Annotated in this window: 18 protein-coding genes and 1 pseudogene; 6 read left to right on the top strand and 13 right to left on the bottom strand. The window is 67.7% G+C overall.

The genetic code is table 11. The features are described from left to right. Positions 1–29 precede the first annotated feature (29 nt). Genes ACPPVQ_RS20040 through ACPPVQ_RS20050 form a run of 3 tightly spaced genes read left to right on the top strand, consistent with a single transcriptional unit; the run spans position 30 to position 2066 of the window. A complete protein-coding gene (locus tag ACPPVQ_RS20040) occupies positions 30–623 on the top strand; it encodes a dihydrofolate reductase family protein (RefSeq protein ID WP_426517236.1) in 594 nt (197 codons plus the stop codon). A 52-nt stretch (positions 624–675) separates the two neighbouring features. Continuing rightward, positions 676–1365, top strand: coding sequence for an ArsR/SmtB family transcription factor (locus tag ACPPVQ_RS20045; protein WP_426517238.1), 690 nt, complete (start codon positions 676–678; stop codon positions 1363–1365). Next, positions 1326–2066 (top strand): SRPBCC family protein, encoded by a 741-nt coding sequence (locus ACPPVQ_RS20050; RefSeq protein WP_426517240.1) that lies wholly within the window; start codon positions 1326–1328, stop codon positions 2064–2066. The genes ACPPVQ_RS20045 and ACPPVQ_RS20050 overlap by 40 nt, the downstream gene beginning before the upstream one ends. Before the next feature lie 53 nt (positions 2067–2119). On the opposite strand, the gene ACPPVQ_RS20055 is transcribed toward ACPPVQ_RS20050, so the two are convergent. From ACPPVQ_RS20055 to ACPPVQ_RS20085, 7 genes are all read right to left on the bottom strand, one after another. Beyond that, complete coding sequence (locus ACPPVQ_RS20055) at positions 2120–2362, bottom strand: hypothetical protein (protein WP_426517242.1); 243 nt, start codon at positions 2360–2362, stop codon at positions 2120–2122. Between the two features lie 115 nt (positions 2363–2477). Continuing rightward, positions 2478–2678, bottom strand: a complete 201-nt coding sequence (locus ACPPVQ_RS20060; protein WP_426517244.1) for a hypothetical protein — start codon at positions 2676–2678, stop codon at positions 2478–2480. Positions 2679–2755: 77 nt separating this feature from the next. Continuing rightward, complete coding sequence (locus ACPPVQ_RS20065) at positions 2756–3394, bottom strand: TMEM175 family protein (RefSeq protein WP_426517246.1); 639 nt, start codon at positions 3392–3394, stop codon at positions 2756–2758. A 48-nt stretch (positions 3395–3442) separates the two neighbouring features. Next, entirely contained in the window at positions 3443–4015 is a 573-nt protein-coding gene (locus ACPPVQ_RS20070) for a cysteine hydrolase family protein (protein WP_426517248.1), read from the bottom strand. 98 nt (positions 4016–4113) lie between these two features. Continuing rightward, a complete protein-coding gene (locus ACPPVQ_RS20075) occupies positions 4114–4314 on the bottom strand; it encodes a carbon storage regulator (protein WP_426517250.1) in 201 nt (66 codons plus the stop codon). A gap of 150 nt (positions 4315–4464) precedes the next feature. Then, the gene (locus ACPPVQ_RS20080) at positions 4465–4863 is read right to left on the bottom strand and encodes a hypothetical protein (protein WP_426517252.1); all 399 of its coding nucleotides are present in this window, start codon (positions 4861–4863) and stop codon (positions 4465–4467) included. 210 nt (positions 4864–5073) lie between these two features. Continuing rightward, positions 5074–5238, bottom strand: coding sequence for a hypothetical protein (locus ACPPVQ_RS20085; protein WP_426517254.1), 165 nt, complete (start codon positions 5236–5238; stop codon positions 5074–5076). A 231-nt stretch (positions 5239–5469) separates the two neighbouring features. On the opposite strand from ACPPVQ_RS20085, the gene ACPPVQ_RS20090 reads away from it, so the two are divergent. After that, on the top strand, positions 5470–5694 hold the full coding sequence (locus tag ACPPVQ_RS20090; protein ID WP_426517256.1) for a hypothetical protein: 225 nt from the start codon (positions 5470–5472) through the stop codon (positions 5692–5694). Between the two features lie 515 nt (positions 5695–6209). Here ACPPVQ_RS20090 and ACPPVQ_RS20095 read toward each other — a convergent pair. From ACPPVQ_RS20095 to ACPPVQ_RS20105, 3 genes and pseudogenes are all read right to left on the bottom strand, one after another. Beyond that, positions 6210–7883 (bottom strand): annotated as a pseudogene (locus ACPPVQ_RS20095) (amidase); the annotation flags it as partial. Further along, positions 7880–8917, bottom strand: a complete 1038-nt coding sequence (locus ACPPVQ_RS20100) for an agmatine deiminase family protein (protein ID WP_426517258.1) — start codon at positions 8915–8917, stop codon at positions 7880–7882. The gene ACPPVQ_RS20100 and the pseudogene ACPPVQ_RS20095, both read right to left, overlap by 4 nt. Further along, a complete protein-coding gene (locus ACPPVQ_RS20105) occupies positions 8914–10431 on the bottom strand; it encodes a purine-cytosine permease family protein (RefSeq protein WP_426517260.1) in 1518 nt (505 codons plus the stop codon). The genes ACPPVQ_RS20100 and ACPPVQ_RS20105 overlap by 4 nt, the downstream gene beginning before the upstream one ends. A gap of 87 nt (positions 10432–10518) precedes the next feature. On the opposite strand from ACPPVQ_RS20105, the gene ACPPVQ_RS20110 reads away from it, so the two are divergent. Beyond that, complete coding sequence (locus tag ACPPVQ_RS20110; RefSeq protein WP_426517262.1) at positions 10519–11169, top strand: TetR/AcrR family transcriptional regulator; 651 nt, start codon at positions 10519–10521, stop codon at positions 11167–11169. Positions 11170–11260: 91 nt separating this feature from the next. On the opposite strand, the gene ACPPVQ_RS20115 is transcribed toward ACPPVQ_RS20110, so the two are convergent. Next, positions 11261–11623: a DoxX family protein gene (locus ACPPVQ_RS20115; protein ID WP_426517264.1), complete on the bottom strand. Its 363-nt coding sequence runs from the start codon at positions 11621–11623 to the stop codon at positions 11261–11263. A gap of 157 nt (positions 11624–11780) precedes the next feature. Between ACPPVQ_RS20115 and ACPPVQ_RS20120 the strand changes: the two genes are divergently transcribed. Beyond that, positions 11781–12152: a winged helix-turn-helix transcriptional regulator gene (locus tag ACPPVQ_RS20120; protein WP_426521339.1), complete on the top strand. Its 372-nt coding sequence runs from the start codon at positions 11781–11783 to the stop codon at positions 12150–12152. A 161-nt stretch (positions 12153–12313) separates the two neighbouring features. Here the strand turns inward: ACPPVQ_RS20120 and ACPPVQ_RS20125 are convergent, their stop codons facing one another. Together ACPPVQ_RS20125 and ACPPVQ_RS20130 are read right to left on the bottom strand one after the other, a co-directional pair. Then, positions 12314–13597 carry a serine hydrolase domain-containing protein gene (locus ACPPVQ_RS20125; RefSeq protein ID WP_426517266.1) on the bottom strand — a complete coding sequence of 428 codons (1284 nt, stop codon included), beginning with the start codon at positions 13595–13597 and terminating at the stop codon, positions 12314–12316. Between the two features lie 150 nt (positions 13598–13747). Further along, on the bottom strand, positions 13748–15022 hold the full coding sequence (locus tag ACPPVQ_RS20130) for an ATP-dependent DNA helicase (RefSeq protein ID WP_426517268.1): 1275 nt from the start codon (positions 15020–15022) through the stop codon (positions 13748–13750). Positions 15023–15024: the final 2 nt, after the last annotated feature.

A 15024-nucleotide genomic window follows, 5' to 3' on the forward strand; every position in this document is an offset into this window, starting at 1 on the left:
TGAAGACACCAACAGAAGGAGTGATCGCAATGACACTGGTACAACTCGGAATGAGCGTCTCCATCGATGGGTACGTCTCGACCCCCGACGGCCGCAACGACTGGGTCTTCCCCAACTTCGACGACGAGTTCATGGCCGACACCATGCAGCTGCTCAGCAGCCTCGACACGGTGCTGCTCGGGCGGGTCAACTACGAAGAGCAGTCCGCGAGCTGGGGCAACACAACCGGTCCGCTTGCCGACATCATGAACAACGTTCCCAAGATCGTCTTCTCGAACACGCTCCACTCAGTCGACTGGGTGAACGCCCGGCTCGCGACGGGAACGCCGGAAGAGGAGATCGCGCGCCTGCGTGACGAAGGCGTCCCCACTGTCGGAATCGCCGGCGGCGCCCGGTTCGCCCAGTATGTGTCGAGCCACGGGCTCGTCGACGAATACACGCTCAACGTGCACCCCATCGCCCTCGGGGCCGGGATGCCCGTGTTCGCGACGACCGTTCCGCTCCGCCTGGTCGGGTCGAAGGTCTACTCGACCGGGCTGATCTCGAACCGCTACGCTGCGGCATCCGCACCAGACCGGGAGACCGTCGGCGCTGCACGCGACCGCGCCCACGGGACGGCGTGAGCGCGTCGGCTAGCCTGAACCCGTACGCGGTCGACAACCACTCGAGGTTTCCATGCTGGATGTAGCGGTCATCGAGGATTCGGCTGCGGCCGAGGCCTCACTCAACCCCATGCGGGCGCGGATGCTCGCCGAGCTCGTCGACCCCCAGTCGGCGACGACGCTCGCAGGCAAACTGCAGCTGCCCCGCCAGAAGGTGAATTACCACCTGCGCGAGCTCGAACGTTTCGGGCTCGTCGAACTGGCCGAGGAACGCCGCAAAGGCAACATGACCGAACGGGTGATGCGGGCGACCGCCGCCTCGTATGTCATTTCGCCGACCGCCCTCGCCGCCGTGCAGCCCGAGCCGGCGCGCTCACCCGACCGCCTGTCGGCGCGCTGGCTGCTCGCTGTCGCGGCGCGGCTGGTGAGGGATGTCGGCGAGCTGATCACGGGTGCAACCCGCGCAAGGAAAACCCTCGCGACCTTCGCGCTCGACGGTGAGATCCGGTTCGCGAATGCGTCCGACCGCGCCGCATTCGCCGAAGAGCTCACCGCCAGCGTCGCGGGCCTCGTCGCCCGCTACCACTCAGAGGCCGCACCGGGCGGCCGGGACTTCCGGTTCGTCGTGGCCGTGCATCCGAGCACGAAGCCGGCGAGCCCACCGACACCTGCGAACCCACCCACACCTGCGCCGCTCGAGGCGCCGCACACCGAGGAGAACCCATGGGACACCCCTGGACCAACGAAGACGAATTCGAACTGAACGCAACACCGGAAGAGGTCTGGCTGGCCATCGCCTCCGGGCCCGGCATCGACTCCTGGTTCATGGGGGTCAACGAGGTGGAACCCGGCGTCGGGGGCAGCATCAACACCGACTTCGGCGGATACGTGCAGCGTTCGGAGATCACCGCGTGGGAGCCGGCGCGGCATCTCGCCCACACCAGTCAGACGGACCCGGACGGCCGGTTCATCGCCTTCGAGTACCTGCTCGAAGCGAAAGACGGTGGTACGACCGTCATGCGGCAGATCGCATCGGGCTTCCTCCCCGGCGACGACTGGGAAGCCGAATTCGAGGCCATGCTCACCGGCGGCCTGATGTACGGGCGCACCCTGCGCTCCTATGTGGACAATTTCACCGGACGTTTCGGCGTGCCCGTATCGGCGATGGTGCAGCATCCGGACTTCGGGCGGGCCTGGGCGGGCATGCTCGCAGACCTCGGGCTCCCATCGGATGCCGCAGAAGGCGACCGGGTCACGCTCACCCCGACGGGACGCGAACCCATCGCCGGGGTGATCGACTATTTCGCCGACGGCTACCTCGGGGTGCGCGCCGACGACGCGCTGTACCGCTTCTACCGCGGGTTCTACGGACCCGGCCTGGGGCACCACGTCTTCAGCCCGGGCGCCGATCGTTCAGCGCTCGAAGCGGAGTGGCGTTCGTGGCTGGAGGGCGCGGTCGCCTGAGGTCGGGCATCCGGTCTCCCCACCCCGCGGCCTCTCGGCCACGGGTTCGCTGACTATTCGTCGCGGTCGGTGTAATCGCCCTGCTCGGCCGAGGCGTCGACGACTTCTTCGTTCAGGTCACTCCCGGTGTACTCACCCTCGATGAGAGGGTCGGGAGCACCCTCTTCGGTCTCGGTGTACTGCCCGTGGACCGTGCGTAGTTCCGGCGCCTCCGGGTCTGTCTCGGTATAGAAACCTTCTTCGTGCTCGCGGTCGTCGCGGTCGCCACCGTCGGCGGGTCCTTCGAACGTACCCATGACTACTCCTTTCGCCGGTGACATCCACGTCGGGCGTACGCGTTCGCTCGAACGAGAGCATCCGTGTGTGACTCTACGCCCGCGGGTGCCCGCCGACTAGGCCCAGCAAGCTTCGTCAGCGGAGGTTCTTCGTGGCGGCCTTGCGGGCCTTCTGCGCGTTCTTCTTCGCCTCGTCCAGGGCTTTCTGCATGCTCGGGTCGTTCCAGAACGACGTCACCGCATTCTTCATTTGTTCGTAGCGCTCGCGGCCGGCGCGCGTGCCCAGCACATAGGCGATGAGGGCGATCACGAGGATCGCCAGGAACCGTGGACGCATGAGTCCTCCTGACTGTCTGAGGCGACCATATCCCCGCCGCCGAAGGATGTGAAGGGGGGACCCGCGCGGCACCGGCGCTACGAGGTCGTGGCCGCGCTGCGGCGCCGCGTCCACCGGTCGTACAGGGCCTCGATCGGGCCGCTGAGCAACAGGATCAGCAGCCACAGCATCCCCACCGAGGGGACGAGTACAGCGAGCACCAGCGCGACGACGAAGAGCGCCGTGGCGATCACCGACGGGGTGAGACGCAGGGCGCCCTCGACCCCTTCACGCAGGAGGCCGGGATTGCGCTTGAGCACGGACTCCATGAGCAGCATGGATGCGCTGGTCACGATCAGCGTGCCGATGTACAGCGCGTACACATCGGGCTTGTTGCCGGCGGCCAGCGACAGCACGTTCGTGGAGAACGGCAGGAACACGATGCTCGCCAGCCACAGGAAGTTCAGCCAGACCAGGGCTCCGTTGTAGTCCCTGACGAATTCGAAGACGCGGTGGTGCACCATCCAGAACCTTGCGATCACCACGAAAGAGATGGCGAACGCGAGGAACGTGCCCCAGTTCGCGATGAAGAGTTCCCAGATCGTGGTGTGCGTTCCGGTGATCTCGGTGGCGATGTCGACCAGGGGGAGCACCAGGAGAGTGATCGCGATGGCGACGGCGGCATCCGAGAAGTTCACAAGGCGATCGAGCCCGCGGTCTGTCCGGAACGATGCCATGCGCTCATTCTGCCCGCCGGGGGGCGCGGTGCGCGACCGCGGCACTCGCTACGAGAGCGCGTCGACGAAATCGGCGATAGACGTGACCTCCGCCTGGCGCGGGAAGATCTTCTCGGTGAGCACCCGGTGCACGTCGGGGTCGCGGTCGAAGCATCCGTCTTCGAGCACGACGATGCGGAAGTCGTGGTCGGCTGCGTCGCGAACGGTCGACAGCACGACGCCGCTGGTCGAGATTCCGCAGAGGACGATCGTGTCGACACCCTGCGTCTCCAGCTGTTCGCGCAGGTCCGTCGTGCTGAAGGCGCTGACCCGTGACTTGCGCACGACGATCTCGTCGTCGGCCGGCGCAATGCGCGGGTCGACCTGCGTGTCGGGGCCGTCGAGCAACCGTCCCGTGGCAGCCGCCGCGTGGAAGTTGACGTTGCTCGCGGGAACAGAGGCGATGTCGTCCTCCGTCAGTGCAACCCGCACGTAGCCGATGACGGCGCCTGCGGCACGCGCAGCCTCGCGGGCGCGAAGCACGCCCCCGATGAACGTCTCCGGATCGGGCAGTTGCGCCGTGATCGACGGCTGCAGGTCCATGATGAGCAGGGCAGTGGTTGCGGGGGCGAGTTCAGTCACGCCCGATACCTTAGCCCTCCTGCCTTTGCGCCGAGCACAGGCAGAAGCATGTCAATCGAGCGGATCCGGATGCTTTTTCCTGGGCTGGGCGAGAAATGTCAGAGTGATTCGGCGTCGTCGGTGTGCGCGGCCGCATTCGCCTCGACCACGGCAGGCACCACCTCGTCGCGCTGGATGCGAAGCCCACGTGGCGCATCGATGCCGATACGGATGCCGTCACCGCGCGACTCGAGAACGGTGATGACGATGTCGTCGCCGATGAGTACCCGCTCCCCCGGCTTGCGCGTCAGTACCAGCATTGGGTCAGCCTATCCCGATGCCGTGCACGACGAGGCTGCGCGAGCCGCCAGTCATCCACCGGCGGCGTGGTGTCGGGGTCGGCGTGGGTGCGGTCGATGAGATCGGGGTTGACCGCGAACGGGCTGTGGTTCGGCCTCGTGGCGGAAATGTCAGTTGCCGGGACCGAGAAGGTCGAAGTACACCGGATGCGGCGCCGACTCGACGTGCACCATGTCGACCGCTGCGGCGTGCTTCGCGTGCGTCTGGCGTCCGTCTTCCAGGTAGCGGATGGCGTGCAGCTGCGCTTCCAGGATTCGTGCTGCACGCTCCACGAGTTCGGGCGGGATGGGGCCGAGCGCGATGGGGGGCCTCCACGGCACCGGGTGGTTCGCGCGCTCGACGGCCACCTGCAGCTCGACTTCGAACCGGGCGAGCGCATCTTCCCAGCTGCGAACAGGGACGAAGGGATCGAGCACCTCGTCGGTGCCGTCGCATGCGTCGGTGCCGTCGAATGCGTCAGTGCCGTCGAATGCGTTGGTGCCGTCGAATGCGTTGGTGGGTTCCTGCATGATCGTGCTCCTTGCTGTGAGCGGGGCTGGCGGTGAGCGGGGCTTGCGGTGAGCGGGGCTTGCGGAGGCGGGTGGTCCTGGTATGGCAGGTGGGCGATGGTTCAGGATGCGGTGCGTGCGTGAGCGTGGTCGAGGCGGAGCCGCGCGACGCCGGCGAACGCCGCGTGCCGGGCGAGAGCCGGGCCAGGTAGGCGCTGCGGCGGGCCTGGGTCATCCTGGCTTCCACGCGTCTGCCGCGGTGACGAGGGCGAGCGCTCCCGCCGACGCGAGGTCGTCGCGCGACAGGTGCGATGCGCGTGCGCATCGGTCGGAGACCAGGCACCCGACGAGCGGCAGATTGCCGATGACGAGCTTGTTTCGGTCGCTTCGGTTCACGCGGCGGACCCCTTGAGTGGCTTGTTCGAACCGCTGGCGGCTCGAACACAACATCGGACGTGGTTGCTCGGACAGGGTCGGGTACCGAACATGAGCGCCGGGTATTCACTCGCTGATCACGCTAACAACGGTCCGGTCGATTGTGGGCAGTGTGTCTCCCCCACTACGGGGCGCAAGGTACCCCCAGATCGGGCGATACCCGAATGTGGTTCGAACCACTCGCCTGTCGGCATGTCCTGGGGCGATTGCACCCCGGGATGCGCTGGAGATGCTCCCCCGACGCCACACTGCGCGACCTGGTCGCCGCAGCTCCCCCGGGCGCCTGGGCCGACATCTCCGGCGCGCACCTCCTGGCGTTCCACCACCCTCACCGACGAGGTCACGGCCGCGGCGGGCACCCGTCAGCGTCTCAGCGCGCGGGTGCTCCAGCCCGCACTCGTGGACTTCCTGCGCTAGGCGATGCCGCCGGCGACACCCCAGGCCGCTCCTGCCGCGCCGGTCGTATCGTGCGCGACCACGACGACGATGCTGCCGTACGGCTCCCGCCATTCGCTGTGCACCGCCTCGTGCTCGGAGGCAGGAACGACAGCGGATGCGCGGAACGCGTCACCGTCCCGCGTCACGTCGACGGCATCCCCGTTGACGAACACCGCGATGTCCGCAACGGGAGCCGCTGAGACCGCCGTCCCTTCGACCGCGATCGTGACGGTCCCGTCCGCTGCGGGTGTCCCCGCGACCGCTGCAACCTGCACCTCCGGCCCTGCCACCGCATCCGCTGCGACCTGCACCTCCGGCACTGCCACCGCATCCCCTGCCGCCGCATCCCCCGACGCCGACGCCGCATCCGCCCCCGCCGCATCCCCCGCTGCGTGCCCGCCACCTTGGTACGTGCCCGCCATCTCGAGCGGGCGGGCTTGTCCCGAACGGGCAGGCACGCTGCCGTCGACCACCGCGCCGCCCACCTCGGAAGCCAGCACCGGCGTGCGCGGCGGCGCGACGCGACGAGCGCCGCTGCCTTCGAAGGCCGACGCGTAGCGCAGCAGGGCCGTGTCGTCGTATGCCTTGCCTTCGAACGTGAGCCCGACGGGCATCCCGATGTCGGCCATCACGCCCATCGGCACGGTGACGGTCGGGATCCCCAGGTGCCGCGGCACCAGGTTGCCGTTGGCCACCCAGGTTCCGTTGCGCCAGCCGACGTCGGCCGATGCCGGGTTCACATCCATGTCGGCCGGCCCCACGTCGGCGACGGCGGGGAACACGACGACGTCCAGGCCGTTCGCGACCATCCACTCTTCGAGGTCGACCCGGCGGGTCTCCTCGAGGCCGCGGATACCCTCCTCGATCAGCGGGATGCGCTCCAGCGGCGTGATCCCCTGGGCGCGCGCCCGCGTGACGTAGTCGGCGATGTCGAAATCGAAGTCCCCGTAGCGGTCGGGCTGGGCCCCGGTCGGCTGGGGGAAGATCTTCGGCCCGTCGACGTCGGCGAGGGCGTGCAACGCGGGGTCGCCGTTCGCGTCGAGAAAGTCGTGCCAGGCCAGCATCGACAGCTCCCAGATCTCGCGGTCGGCGAAACCCTCGGGCACGATCCCGCGCTCGACCATCGTCTGCGCGCCGTCGCGGTCCTTCTCGTAGTTGGAGACCACGGGAAAGTCGACCTCGACGACTTCGGCGCCCGCCGCCTCGAGGTCGCGCCGCGCCTGTTCCCACAGCGCGACGACGGATGCCCGGGTCGCGATCGGCTCGCGCGCGCCGGTGTCCGCGTTGATGTACATGCGCGGGATGCCCACCCGTCGCCCCCGCAACGCGTCACCGTTGCGCAGCGCACCATACGATTGCGGGCGAACGTCCGACACCGCGGGAAGCTGCACCCACGGCTGTGTGCGCCAGAAGTCGCCGCGCGTCTCCGCGTCGTCCGCGACGATCACGTCGAGCACGGCGAGCAGGTCGTCGACGGTGCGCGTGTGCGGCACCACGACATCCATCGTCGGCACCAGCGGCCAGTTGCCGCGCACCGAGATGACACCACGCGACGGCGTGTAGGCGACCAGGCCGTTGTTCGAAGCCGGTGCACGACCCGACGACCAGGTCTCCTCCCCCAGCCCGAAGGCGCCGAAGCTCGCCGCCGTCGCGGTTCCTGAACCGTTCGACGACCCGGACCCGAACGCTGCCGTCAGGTAGTCGCCGTTGTACGGGCTTTCCGCACGGCCGTACACCCCGCGCTGCATGCCGCCGTTGGCCATGGGCGGCATGTTCGTGAGGCCGATGAGCACGGCTCCCGCGGCCCGCAGGCGGCCGATCGTGAAGGCATCATCCGACGCGACGAGGTCGCGGAACGCCGGCGACCCGGCGGCGACGGTGAGCCCGCGCGCCTTGTAACTGTCTTTGGCGGTGTACGGAATGCCGTCGAGCGGGCCGAGCGTCTCGCCGCGTGCGCGCCGCATATCCGATGCCCGGGCATCCGCGAACAGGTCCGGGTTCAGCACGGGCACAGCGTTCAGCCGGATGCCGTGCCTGTCGTAGGCGGCGATGCGGTTCAGGTAGCGCACGACGAGGTCGACGCTCGTCACGCGCCCGGCTTCGAGCGCCGCGCGCAGGTCGGCGATCGTCGCTTCGACGACCGTGAAGTCCCCGGTCGGCGCCGTCATTCTCCCGCTCCCTGCCAGACGGGCTGCTGCTGCGTGATGCAGTGGATGCCGCCCCCGCGCGCGAGGATCTCGCGAGCATCCACGGTCACCACCCGACGCCCGGGATAGACCTCGGACAGCAGGTCCCGTGCCCGCGCATCCGCCTCGTCCTCGCCATAGCCGCAGGCGATGATCCCGTCATTGACGACGAGGTGGTTGACATAGTTCCAGTCGACGAAGCCTTCGTCGTCGGTGAGAGTCTCGGGCGCGGGGAGGTCGACGATGTTCCACTCGCGACCGGCGGCGTCGCGCGTCCCCTCCAGGAATGTGCGCAGGCCGCGGGTCACCTCGAAATCGGGATGCGCCGGGTTCTGCTGCCGGTGCAGCACAAGGGTGCCCGGCGAGGGGATGGCCGCGATCATGTCGACGTGCCCCCGCGTGCCGAACTCCTCGTAGTCGCGGGTCAGTCCGCGCGGCAGCCAGATGACGTGCGTCGCACCGATCGTGCGCTCAAGTTCGAACTCGACGCGCTCCTTGTCGGCGTACGGGTTGCGGCCCGGGTCGAGCTGCACCGTCTCGGTGATGATGACCGTGCCTTCGCCGTCGACATGGATGGCGCCGCCCTCGTTGACCAGCATCGACGAGACGAGCTCTGCATCCGTCCGCCCCGCGATGAAACGCGCGATCTCACGGTCGTGGTCCCAGGCCGCCCACTTCTGGGCTCCCCAGCCGTTGAAGATCCAGTCGACGGCGCCGAGCGTGCCGGACTCGTCGAACACGAACGTCGGGCCGAAGTCGCGCATCCAGAAGTCGTCGAGCGGTGCCTCGACCAGCTCGATCTGCGACGAGAGCATGCGCCGGGCGCGGTCACGTTCGACCGGGTCGACGACCATGGTCACCGGCTCGAACTCCATGATCGCGTGCGCGACAGCGGTCCACGCCTCGTAGCCGCCGTCGGCTTCGGGCCCCGCTTCGCCCAGCGTCACACCGGGACGGGGGAACGCCATCCAGATCCGTTCGTGCGGTGCGGTCTCGGCCGGCATCTTCCAGGTCATGCGGTTACCTCCTCGAGCAGTGCCATCGCGTCGCCGTCGACTGCGACGTCGGAGTCCCCTGCGGGCTCGACGTCGGTGTCGACCGGACGGTTGGCGGGTGTGCGGTAGGGCTCAGTCGTGTACCAGAGCAGAGCGTACAGGCCACCGGCGAGCAGCGGGGCGACGATGGGCGAGATGTCCGCGCCGCCGAGGGCGACCGCGATCGGGCCCTCGTACAGGGTTGTGTTCACCATGAGCATGGCGACCGCGACGGATACCGTCATTGCGATCACGCCGGGCCAGTACCAGCCGTTGCGGTGCCAGAACGGGCTGTTCCTGGTTTCGTCGTTGAGCGCGATGCCGTCGTAGCGGTTGCGGCGCACGAACACATCCACTGCGTAGATCGCGATCTGCGGGCCGAGCACGGCGACGCTCAGCTCGATCGCCGAGTTGAGGGTGTCGAGAAAGCTCGACGCTGCGAAGAGCAGGTAGGCGGATGCCGCGGCCACCACGACCCCGCAGATCACGACCGTCCACGCCCGGTGGATGCGCAAGCCCAGCGCCTGCGCGTACAGTCCGGTCGAATAGGCGGTGAGAACGTTGTTCGTGATGCTCCCGAGAACGATCATGAACAGGAAGACCGGGTAGAACCAGCCGGGCACGATCTTCGCGATCGCCACCTGGGGGTCGGTCATGTCGACCGCGGTTCCGGCCACGACCCCCAGCGCCGAAATCAGTACCGCCGGAACCATGCCGCCGAGCGCAGTCCACAGCACGACGGAACGCTTCGACACGGTCTTCGGCAGGTAGCGGGCGTAGTCGGCGCTTGTCCCCCACGAGAGCGGGCCCGAGGCCATGATCGCGAACCCGAGCAGCAGCAGTGCCCAGTTCTCGCCCGTCGAGACGTGCGGCGCGGTGTACGAGAAGTCGGCAGCGCCGAAGACGAACACGGCGAGCAGCACGAAGCACACGGCGAGCGCGGCGGTGAAGATCGGGCTGAGCCGCAGGATGGTGCCGTGCCCGTAGACGCTGATGCCGAAGCTGAGCACGGTCACGACGGCGAGCACTCCCCATTCGACGCCCGGTGACACGTCGATGCCGATGTGCTGGAGCAGCGCCACCGAAGCCAGCGTCGCGAAGGTGACGTTGAGGATTTCGTAGAAGATCCCGATCAGCACGCCAAGAGCTTCACCGAAGACTTTGTTCCCCCTGGCACCGAACATCGTGCGCATGATGACGACGCTGGGCGTGCCCGACGCCGGTCCGCTCACCGCGAGCCAGCCGACGGCCACCCACCACAGGTTGCCGAGGACCGTCAGCACGAGCGCCTGCCAGACGGGCAGGCCGAGGAGGATCAGGATGCCGCCGAGAACGAAGTAGAGGTAGATGACGTTGGCCGACATCCACACCCAGAAGAGCGAGCTGGCTTTTCCGTGGCGCTCGGCGGGTGGAATGTAGTCGATTCCGCGCGTCTCGATGTGGCCGACCGCATCGATTCCGTGGGTCATCGCCGTGTCTGCAGCAGGCGTGCTCATGATGGTCGCCCTCGTTTCGTCATCGAACCTTTTCTATTGATCGTTTGATCAATAAGATGGTGGAGACGCTATATAAGATGAGGGACCATGTCAAGTGCAGACCGGAAAAGGGCCGAACGCAAGTCGCCGGCAGAGCGCTCCGCCGAGATCGAGGACGCGGCACGCAGCATCGCGCTCGCCGGCGGCCTGACGACGGTCACGCTCCGTAGCGTCGCTGCACACGTCGGCGTCACGCCCGCACTCGTCGCGCACTACCAGCCGAGTATGGAATCGCTGGTCGCGAGCACATTCACTGCCGTTGTGGCGGCCGAGCTCGCGGATGTCGGGGCGCTCCTCGAGCCGTTCCCGACGGCGACGGAACGACTCTCACGGCTCATCGACACGCTCCAGGACGGCAGCCGCGACGACCTCACCCTGGTCTGGGTCGACGCGTGGAGCCTCGGCCGGCGCAGCGAGATCCTCGCGGCGGCGGTGCGCACCCAGATGGACGCCTGGGAAGCACTGATCACCGACGTTCTCGTCGCCGGGTGCGACGCCGGCGAGTTCACCACCGACGACCCGGACACCGTCGCATGGCAGCTCCTGGGCATGATCGACGGCCTCAACGCGCAGTCCCTGGTGCACTACCGCGACGCCCCTTCCCGCGGGCGCCTCATCGCCCACGCGATCGAGCACGAACTCGGCCTCCCCGCCGGGGCCCTCGCCGCAGTCCCTACTGCGCCCTCCCCCGCGCACTAGCCGCCGAGCCCGCGCTGGCGCCGAGCCCGCGGGCTGGTCCCGCCGCCCGCGGGCTGGTCCCCACGCCCGCGGACTGGTCCCCGAGAACAGATCAGATGAGCGCGAAGGCGAGGATTGCTGCTGCGACGCAGAGTACCGCGACGACGATCTGCAGGACCGCAGACTCCTTGCGACGGGCGTGCGTGACTGCAGCGCCGATCATGACGACCGCAAGTCCGATCGCGGCGATCGGTGTGAGCACCGGGGCGACGCCGGTGAGCAGCGGCAGCACGAGACCGAACGCTCCCACCACCTCGACCGCGCCGATCAGTTTCACCATCGGTGCGGAGTAGTCGTCGGCCCACGCCATCCCGCTCGAGGCCAGCGCGGTACGGCTGCGCACGAGTTTGGTCGCTCCCGCCGCGACGAAGAAGAGGGCGAGGATGGCCAGAAGGATCCAGAGGACGATGAGCATTGTGTGCCGTTTCAGGTAGGTGGGTTACTCTTTGTTAGTAACACCATGATGAGTTATCGGGCCATCGGTTACAAAAGGCACATGGATGTGCGTGAAGCACACAGGAGGAACCATGGCGAGCACCGTCGAGCACGTTTCGCTTCCCGACCTGAGGGGCATGCGAAGCGACTACGAGTCCGCGTGCGGTGGCGCCGAGGCCGGTGGAATCATCCGCGACGTTCTCAATCGCATCGGTGACAAATGGTCCCTGCTGGTCATCGGAACGCTCGACCAGGGGCGGATGCGGTTCAGCGAACTCCAGCGACACATCCCGGGCATCTCCCAGCGCATGCTCACGCTCACCCTTCGCCAGCTCGAACGGGACGGCCTCGTCACCCGCACGGTGCACGCAGAAGTGCCGCCGCGCGTGGAGTACGAACTGACCGCGATGGGCGCCACCCTCATCGAGCCGTCACTGGCCCTGGCGACCTGGGCGATCGAGAACTACCCCGAGATCGAGGCCGCGCGCACCGCCTTCGACGCGCCCTGACGCTGCCCCACCCCGCCGGCCGCCCGGCTCGCCCAGCCGCGTCCGCCCCCGAGCACAACCCGCGTTCGAGCACAGGGAAAAGCACCCCATTTCGCCCAAATCGCGTGTTTCTTCCTGTGCTCGACGCACTGACCGCGGGGCGGCGCGGCGCGCGGCGCGGCCTACTTCTTGGGCGCCGGCTGGCAGACGGCGGCGGCTTTCATGCCGGCGACCGCCTGCGCCTCCGACCAGGGCAGCGCGACGATCGTCTTCGTTCCCGCCTTGGCCGGAGCCTTCGACGCGATCGATGCGAGCTGCTGGGCGAGCTCCCGCGCGAACGGCGCACCCGCAGACGAATTGTTCAGTGCGACGACCACCGTCAGTCCGCTCTCCGGGTCGGCGAACATCGCCGAGATGAAGCCCGGGATGTCGCCGACGTTGCCGCGCAGGGGTCCGAGTTTCAGCATCCCGAGACCGTAGGTCTGCCACGACGGCGAACCGCCGCCGAGTGGAACTCCCGTGTCCTGCGCCCGTGCTGCGGGCGCCGAGACGAGCGACCCGGTGGCGAGCGCCTGCACGTACGTCTTGAGGTCACTGATCGTCGACACTGCCCCCGCAGCGGTCCATCCCATGGACGGCGACAGCGACGTTTCGTCGATCGTCGTACCGCACTGGAGGGCACCCGCCGTGGTGAGCGCCGTCGCGTACCCGCGTAGGTGCGGCGAGGGGAGCGAGAGCTGGCCGGAATCGGGAAAACTCGAATGTGACATGCCCAGCCGGTCGAACACGTAGTGCCGGTACATGTCAGACCAGCTCATGCCCGTGGCGACCTGCAGGGCCATACCGAGCAGAACCATGTTCGCCTGCGACGTGTTGTAGAGCTGCCCCGGGGAGCCGGCAGGCCTGGTTGCGAGTCCGTCGCTGAGCAGTTCCATCGCCGGCCACTGGCGTACCGGGTTCGTGACGAAGACAGGTTTCAGCTGGGGCGCATAGTCGCCGAGGCCCGAGGTGTTCTGGCACAGTTCACGGAGAGTGATTCCGTCCACCCCGATCATGCGGGGCAGGTAGAGCGACACCGGGTCGTCGAGTTTCACCTTGCCCTCGTCGACGAGGGAGAGCAGCACCGAGCACGTCATCGACGTGGTGTTCGTCGCGATCCTGAAATGCATGTCGGCGGTGACCGGGTCCGACACCTTGGGGGCCGTGGTTCCCAGGCCGTCGGTGTAGCTGCCCGACCACGGAGCCCAGACGCCGACCAGCGCACCGGATGCCCCGGCCAGCTTCATCGCATCCGTCACCGCCGTCTCAAGGCGGCCTTCGATCGCCGACGGGAAGGCACCCTGCACCTGGTGGGGGAGCCGCGCCGTCGCGTCGGCGTAGGGCGTGCATGCGCCGAGTACCACGGCGACAAGGCTCGCCAGAGCTACTGCGGTCGCCCGCTTCGCCCCACGAAAGCCCCGACTCATACCCATCCCCCGATGGTTGGTGCACTAACTTTGCAAGCATTCTAACTGAGAAGGCCAGTATGCAATCCCGGCCGCGCATCCCCCGTAACGTTTCGGCGGCAATCCGTCACACGGGGTGCGCGGCGGCCCTCGGTGAGCGCACCGGGCGGGTCAGCGTTCGCGCATGAACCGTTCGACATCGGCGTCGACCATGATGTCGCTCGGGCGCAGCGGACGCGTGAGATAGAGGCCCTCGAGCGACGTGATGCGGCTCAATGCCACGTAGGTCTGTCCGGGGCTGAACGCCCGTGCCCCCAGGTCGACGATCGCGCTGTCGTACGTCTTGCCCTGCGACTTGTGGATGGTGACCGCCCACGCGAGCCGCAGCGGGAACTGGGTGAACTCGGCCACCACATCCTTGGTCAGCTTCTTGGTCGCGGGGGAGTAGGAGTACTTGAACTTCTCCCAGATCGCCGGTTCGACTTCGTGGATCTCGCCGTCGACGTCGACGTACACGGTCGAGTCGATCCGGGTGACCGTGCCGATCGTTCCATTCACCCACCTGGGCCCGTCGCCGGTGCCTGCGTCGTTGCGCAGGAACATCACCTGAGCGCCGACCTTGAGTTCGAGCACTTCGTCCGCGGGAAACGCGCGCCCACCGAAATCACCGCTGACCTCGGCTTTTGCGGTGAGCACACGCCCCGGAAGCTGCCGAAGGGCGTTCGAGTTGATGCGGTTGACGGCGTCGTTGCGCGTGGCGAGCGTGATCGTTCCGTCTTCGGGGGCCGGACGCGCGCCCGTCTCGTTGAGCCGGTCGGCGATGTCCTTGGTGACACGCCCGTGACGCACGGCATTCAGCATGGCCTTGAAGTCGGCCTCGTGCTGACGGTGGATCTCGGTGAGCTCCACGATCTTGAGCGCGGCCTCCCTCCACACCTTCGCGTCGAAGAACCACATCGACCGGTACGTGTCGCCGAAGTAGGCGCGCTCGTCTGAGTCCCCCGGCACCGGGGCGAGCTGGTACGGGTCGCCGAACAGCACGACCTGCACCCCGCCGAACGCTTCGTACGGTCGCTGCCGCGCCTGCCGCAGGCTCCGGTCGATCGCATCCATCAGGTCGGCGTTGACCATCGAGATCTCGTCGATGACCAGGGTATCGATCGTGTTCAGCAGCTTGCGCAGCTCGGCGCTCTGGTCGATGTCGTGATCGGCGATGACGCCGATCGGCAGGCGGAACAGCGAATGGATGGTCTGGCCACCGACGTTGAGCGCCGCCACCCCGGTGGGTGCGCTGATCACCAGCTGCTTCTCGGTGTTCCACGACAGGTGGTTGAGCAGGGTCGACTTGCCTGTGCCGGCGCGGCCGGTCACGAAGACGTGTTCGCGCGTGTTCTCGATGAGCTCGAACACGGCCTTCTGCTCGGCCGAGAGGGGGAGCTGACCCACCT

The sequence above is a fragment of the Leifsonia sp. McL0618 genome (genome assembly GCF_049994905.1).
GTDB lineage: Bacteria > Actinomycetota > Actinomycetes > Actinomycetales > Microbacteriaceae > Diaminobutyricibacter.

Excerpts from the sequence above, each read along its gene's own strand:
- ACPPVQ_RS20065 (WP_426517246.1), bottom strand. The coding sequence starts at position 3,394 with ATGGCATCGTTCCGGACAGACCGCGGGCTCGATCGCCTTGTGAACTTC.
- ACPPVQ_RS20075 (WP_426517250.1), bottom strand. The coding sequence starts at position 4,314 with ATGCTGGTACTGACGCGCAAGCCGGGGGAGCGGGTACTCATCGGCGAC.
- ACPPVQ_RS20090 (WP_426517256.1), top strand. The coding sequence starts at position 5,470 with ATGTCCTGGGGCGATTGCACCCCGGGATGCGCTGGAGATGCTCCCCCG.
- ACPPVQ_RS20060 (WP_426517244.1), bottom strand. The coding sequence starts at position 2,678 with ATGCGTCCACGGTTCCTGGCGATCCTCGTGATCGCCCTCATCGCCTAT.
- ACPPVQ_RS20045 (WP_426517238.1), top strand. The coding sequence starts at position 676 with ATGCTGGATGTAGCGGTCATCGAGGATTCGGCTGCGGCCGAGGCCTCA.
- ACPPVQ_RS20125 (WP_426517266.1), bottom strand. The coding sequence starts at position 13,597 with ATGAGTCGGGGCTTTCGTGGGGCGAAGCGGGCGACCGCAGTAGCTCTG.
- ACPPVQ_RS20050 (WP_426517240.1), top strand. The coding sequence starts at position 1,326 with ATGGGACACCCCTGGACCAACGAAGACGAATTCGAACTGAACGCAACA.
- ACPPVQ_RS20110 (WP_426517262.1), top strand. The coding sequence starts at position 10,519 with ATGTCAAGTGCAGACCGGAAAAGGGCCGAACGCAAGTCGCCGGCAGAG.
- ACPPVQ_RS20120 (WP_426521339.1), top strand. The coding sequence starts at position 11,781 with ATGCGAAGCGACTACGAGTCCGCGTGCGGTGGCGCCGAGGCCGGTGGA.
- ACPPVQ_RS20115 (WP_426517264.1), bottom strand. The coding sequence starts at position 11,623 with ATGCTCATCGTCCTCTGGATCCTTCTGGCCATCCTCGCCCTCTTCTTC.
- ACPPVQ_RS20105 (WP_426517260.1), bottom strand. The coding sequence starts at position 10,431 with ATGAGCACGCCTGCTGCAGACACGGCGATGACCCACGGAATCGATGCG.
- ACPPVQ_RS20100 (WP_426517258.1), bottom strand. The coding sequence starts at position 8,917 with ATGACCTGGAAGATGCCGGCCGAGACCGCACCGCACGAACGGATCTGG.
- ACPPVQ_RS20040 (WP_426517236.1), top strand. The coding sequence starts at position 30 with ATGACACTGGTACAACTCGGAATGAGCGTCTCCATCGATGGGTACGTC.
- ACPPVQ_RS20055 (WP_426517242.1), bottom strand. The coding sequence starts at position 2,362 with ATGGGTACGTTCGAAGGACCCGCCGACGGTGGCGACCGCGACGACCGC.
- ACPPVQ_RS20080 (WP_426517252.1), bottom strand. The coding sequence starts at position 4,863 with ATGCAGGAACCCACCAACGCATTCGACGGCACCAACGCATTCGACGGC.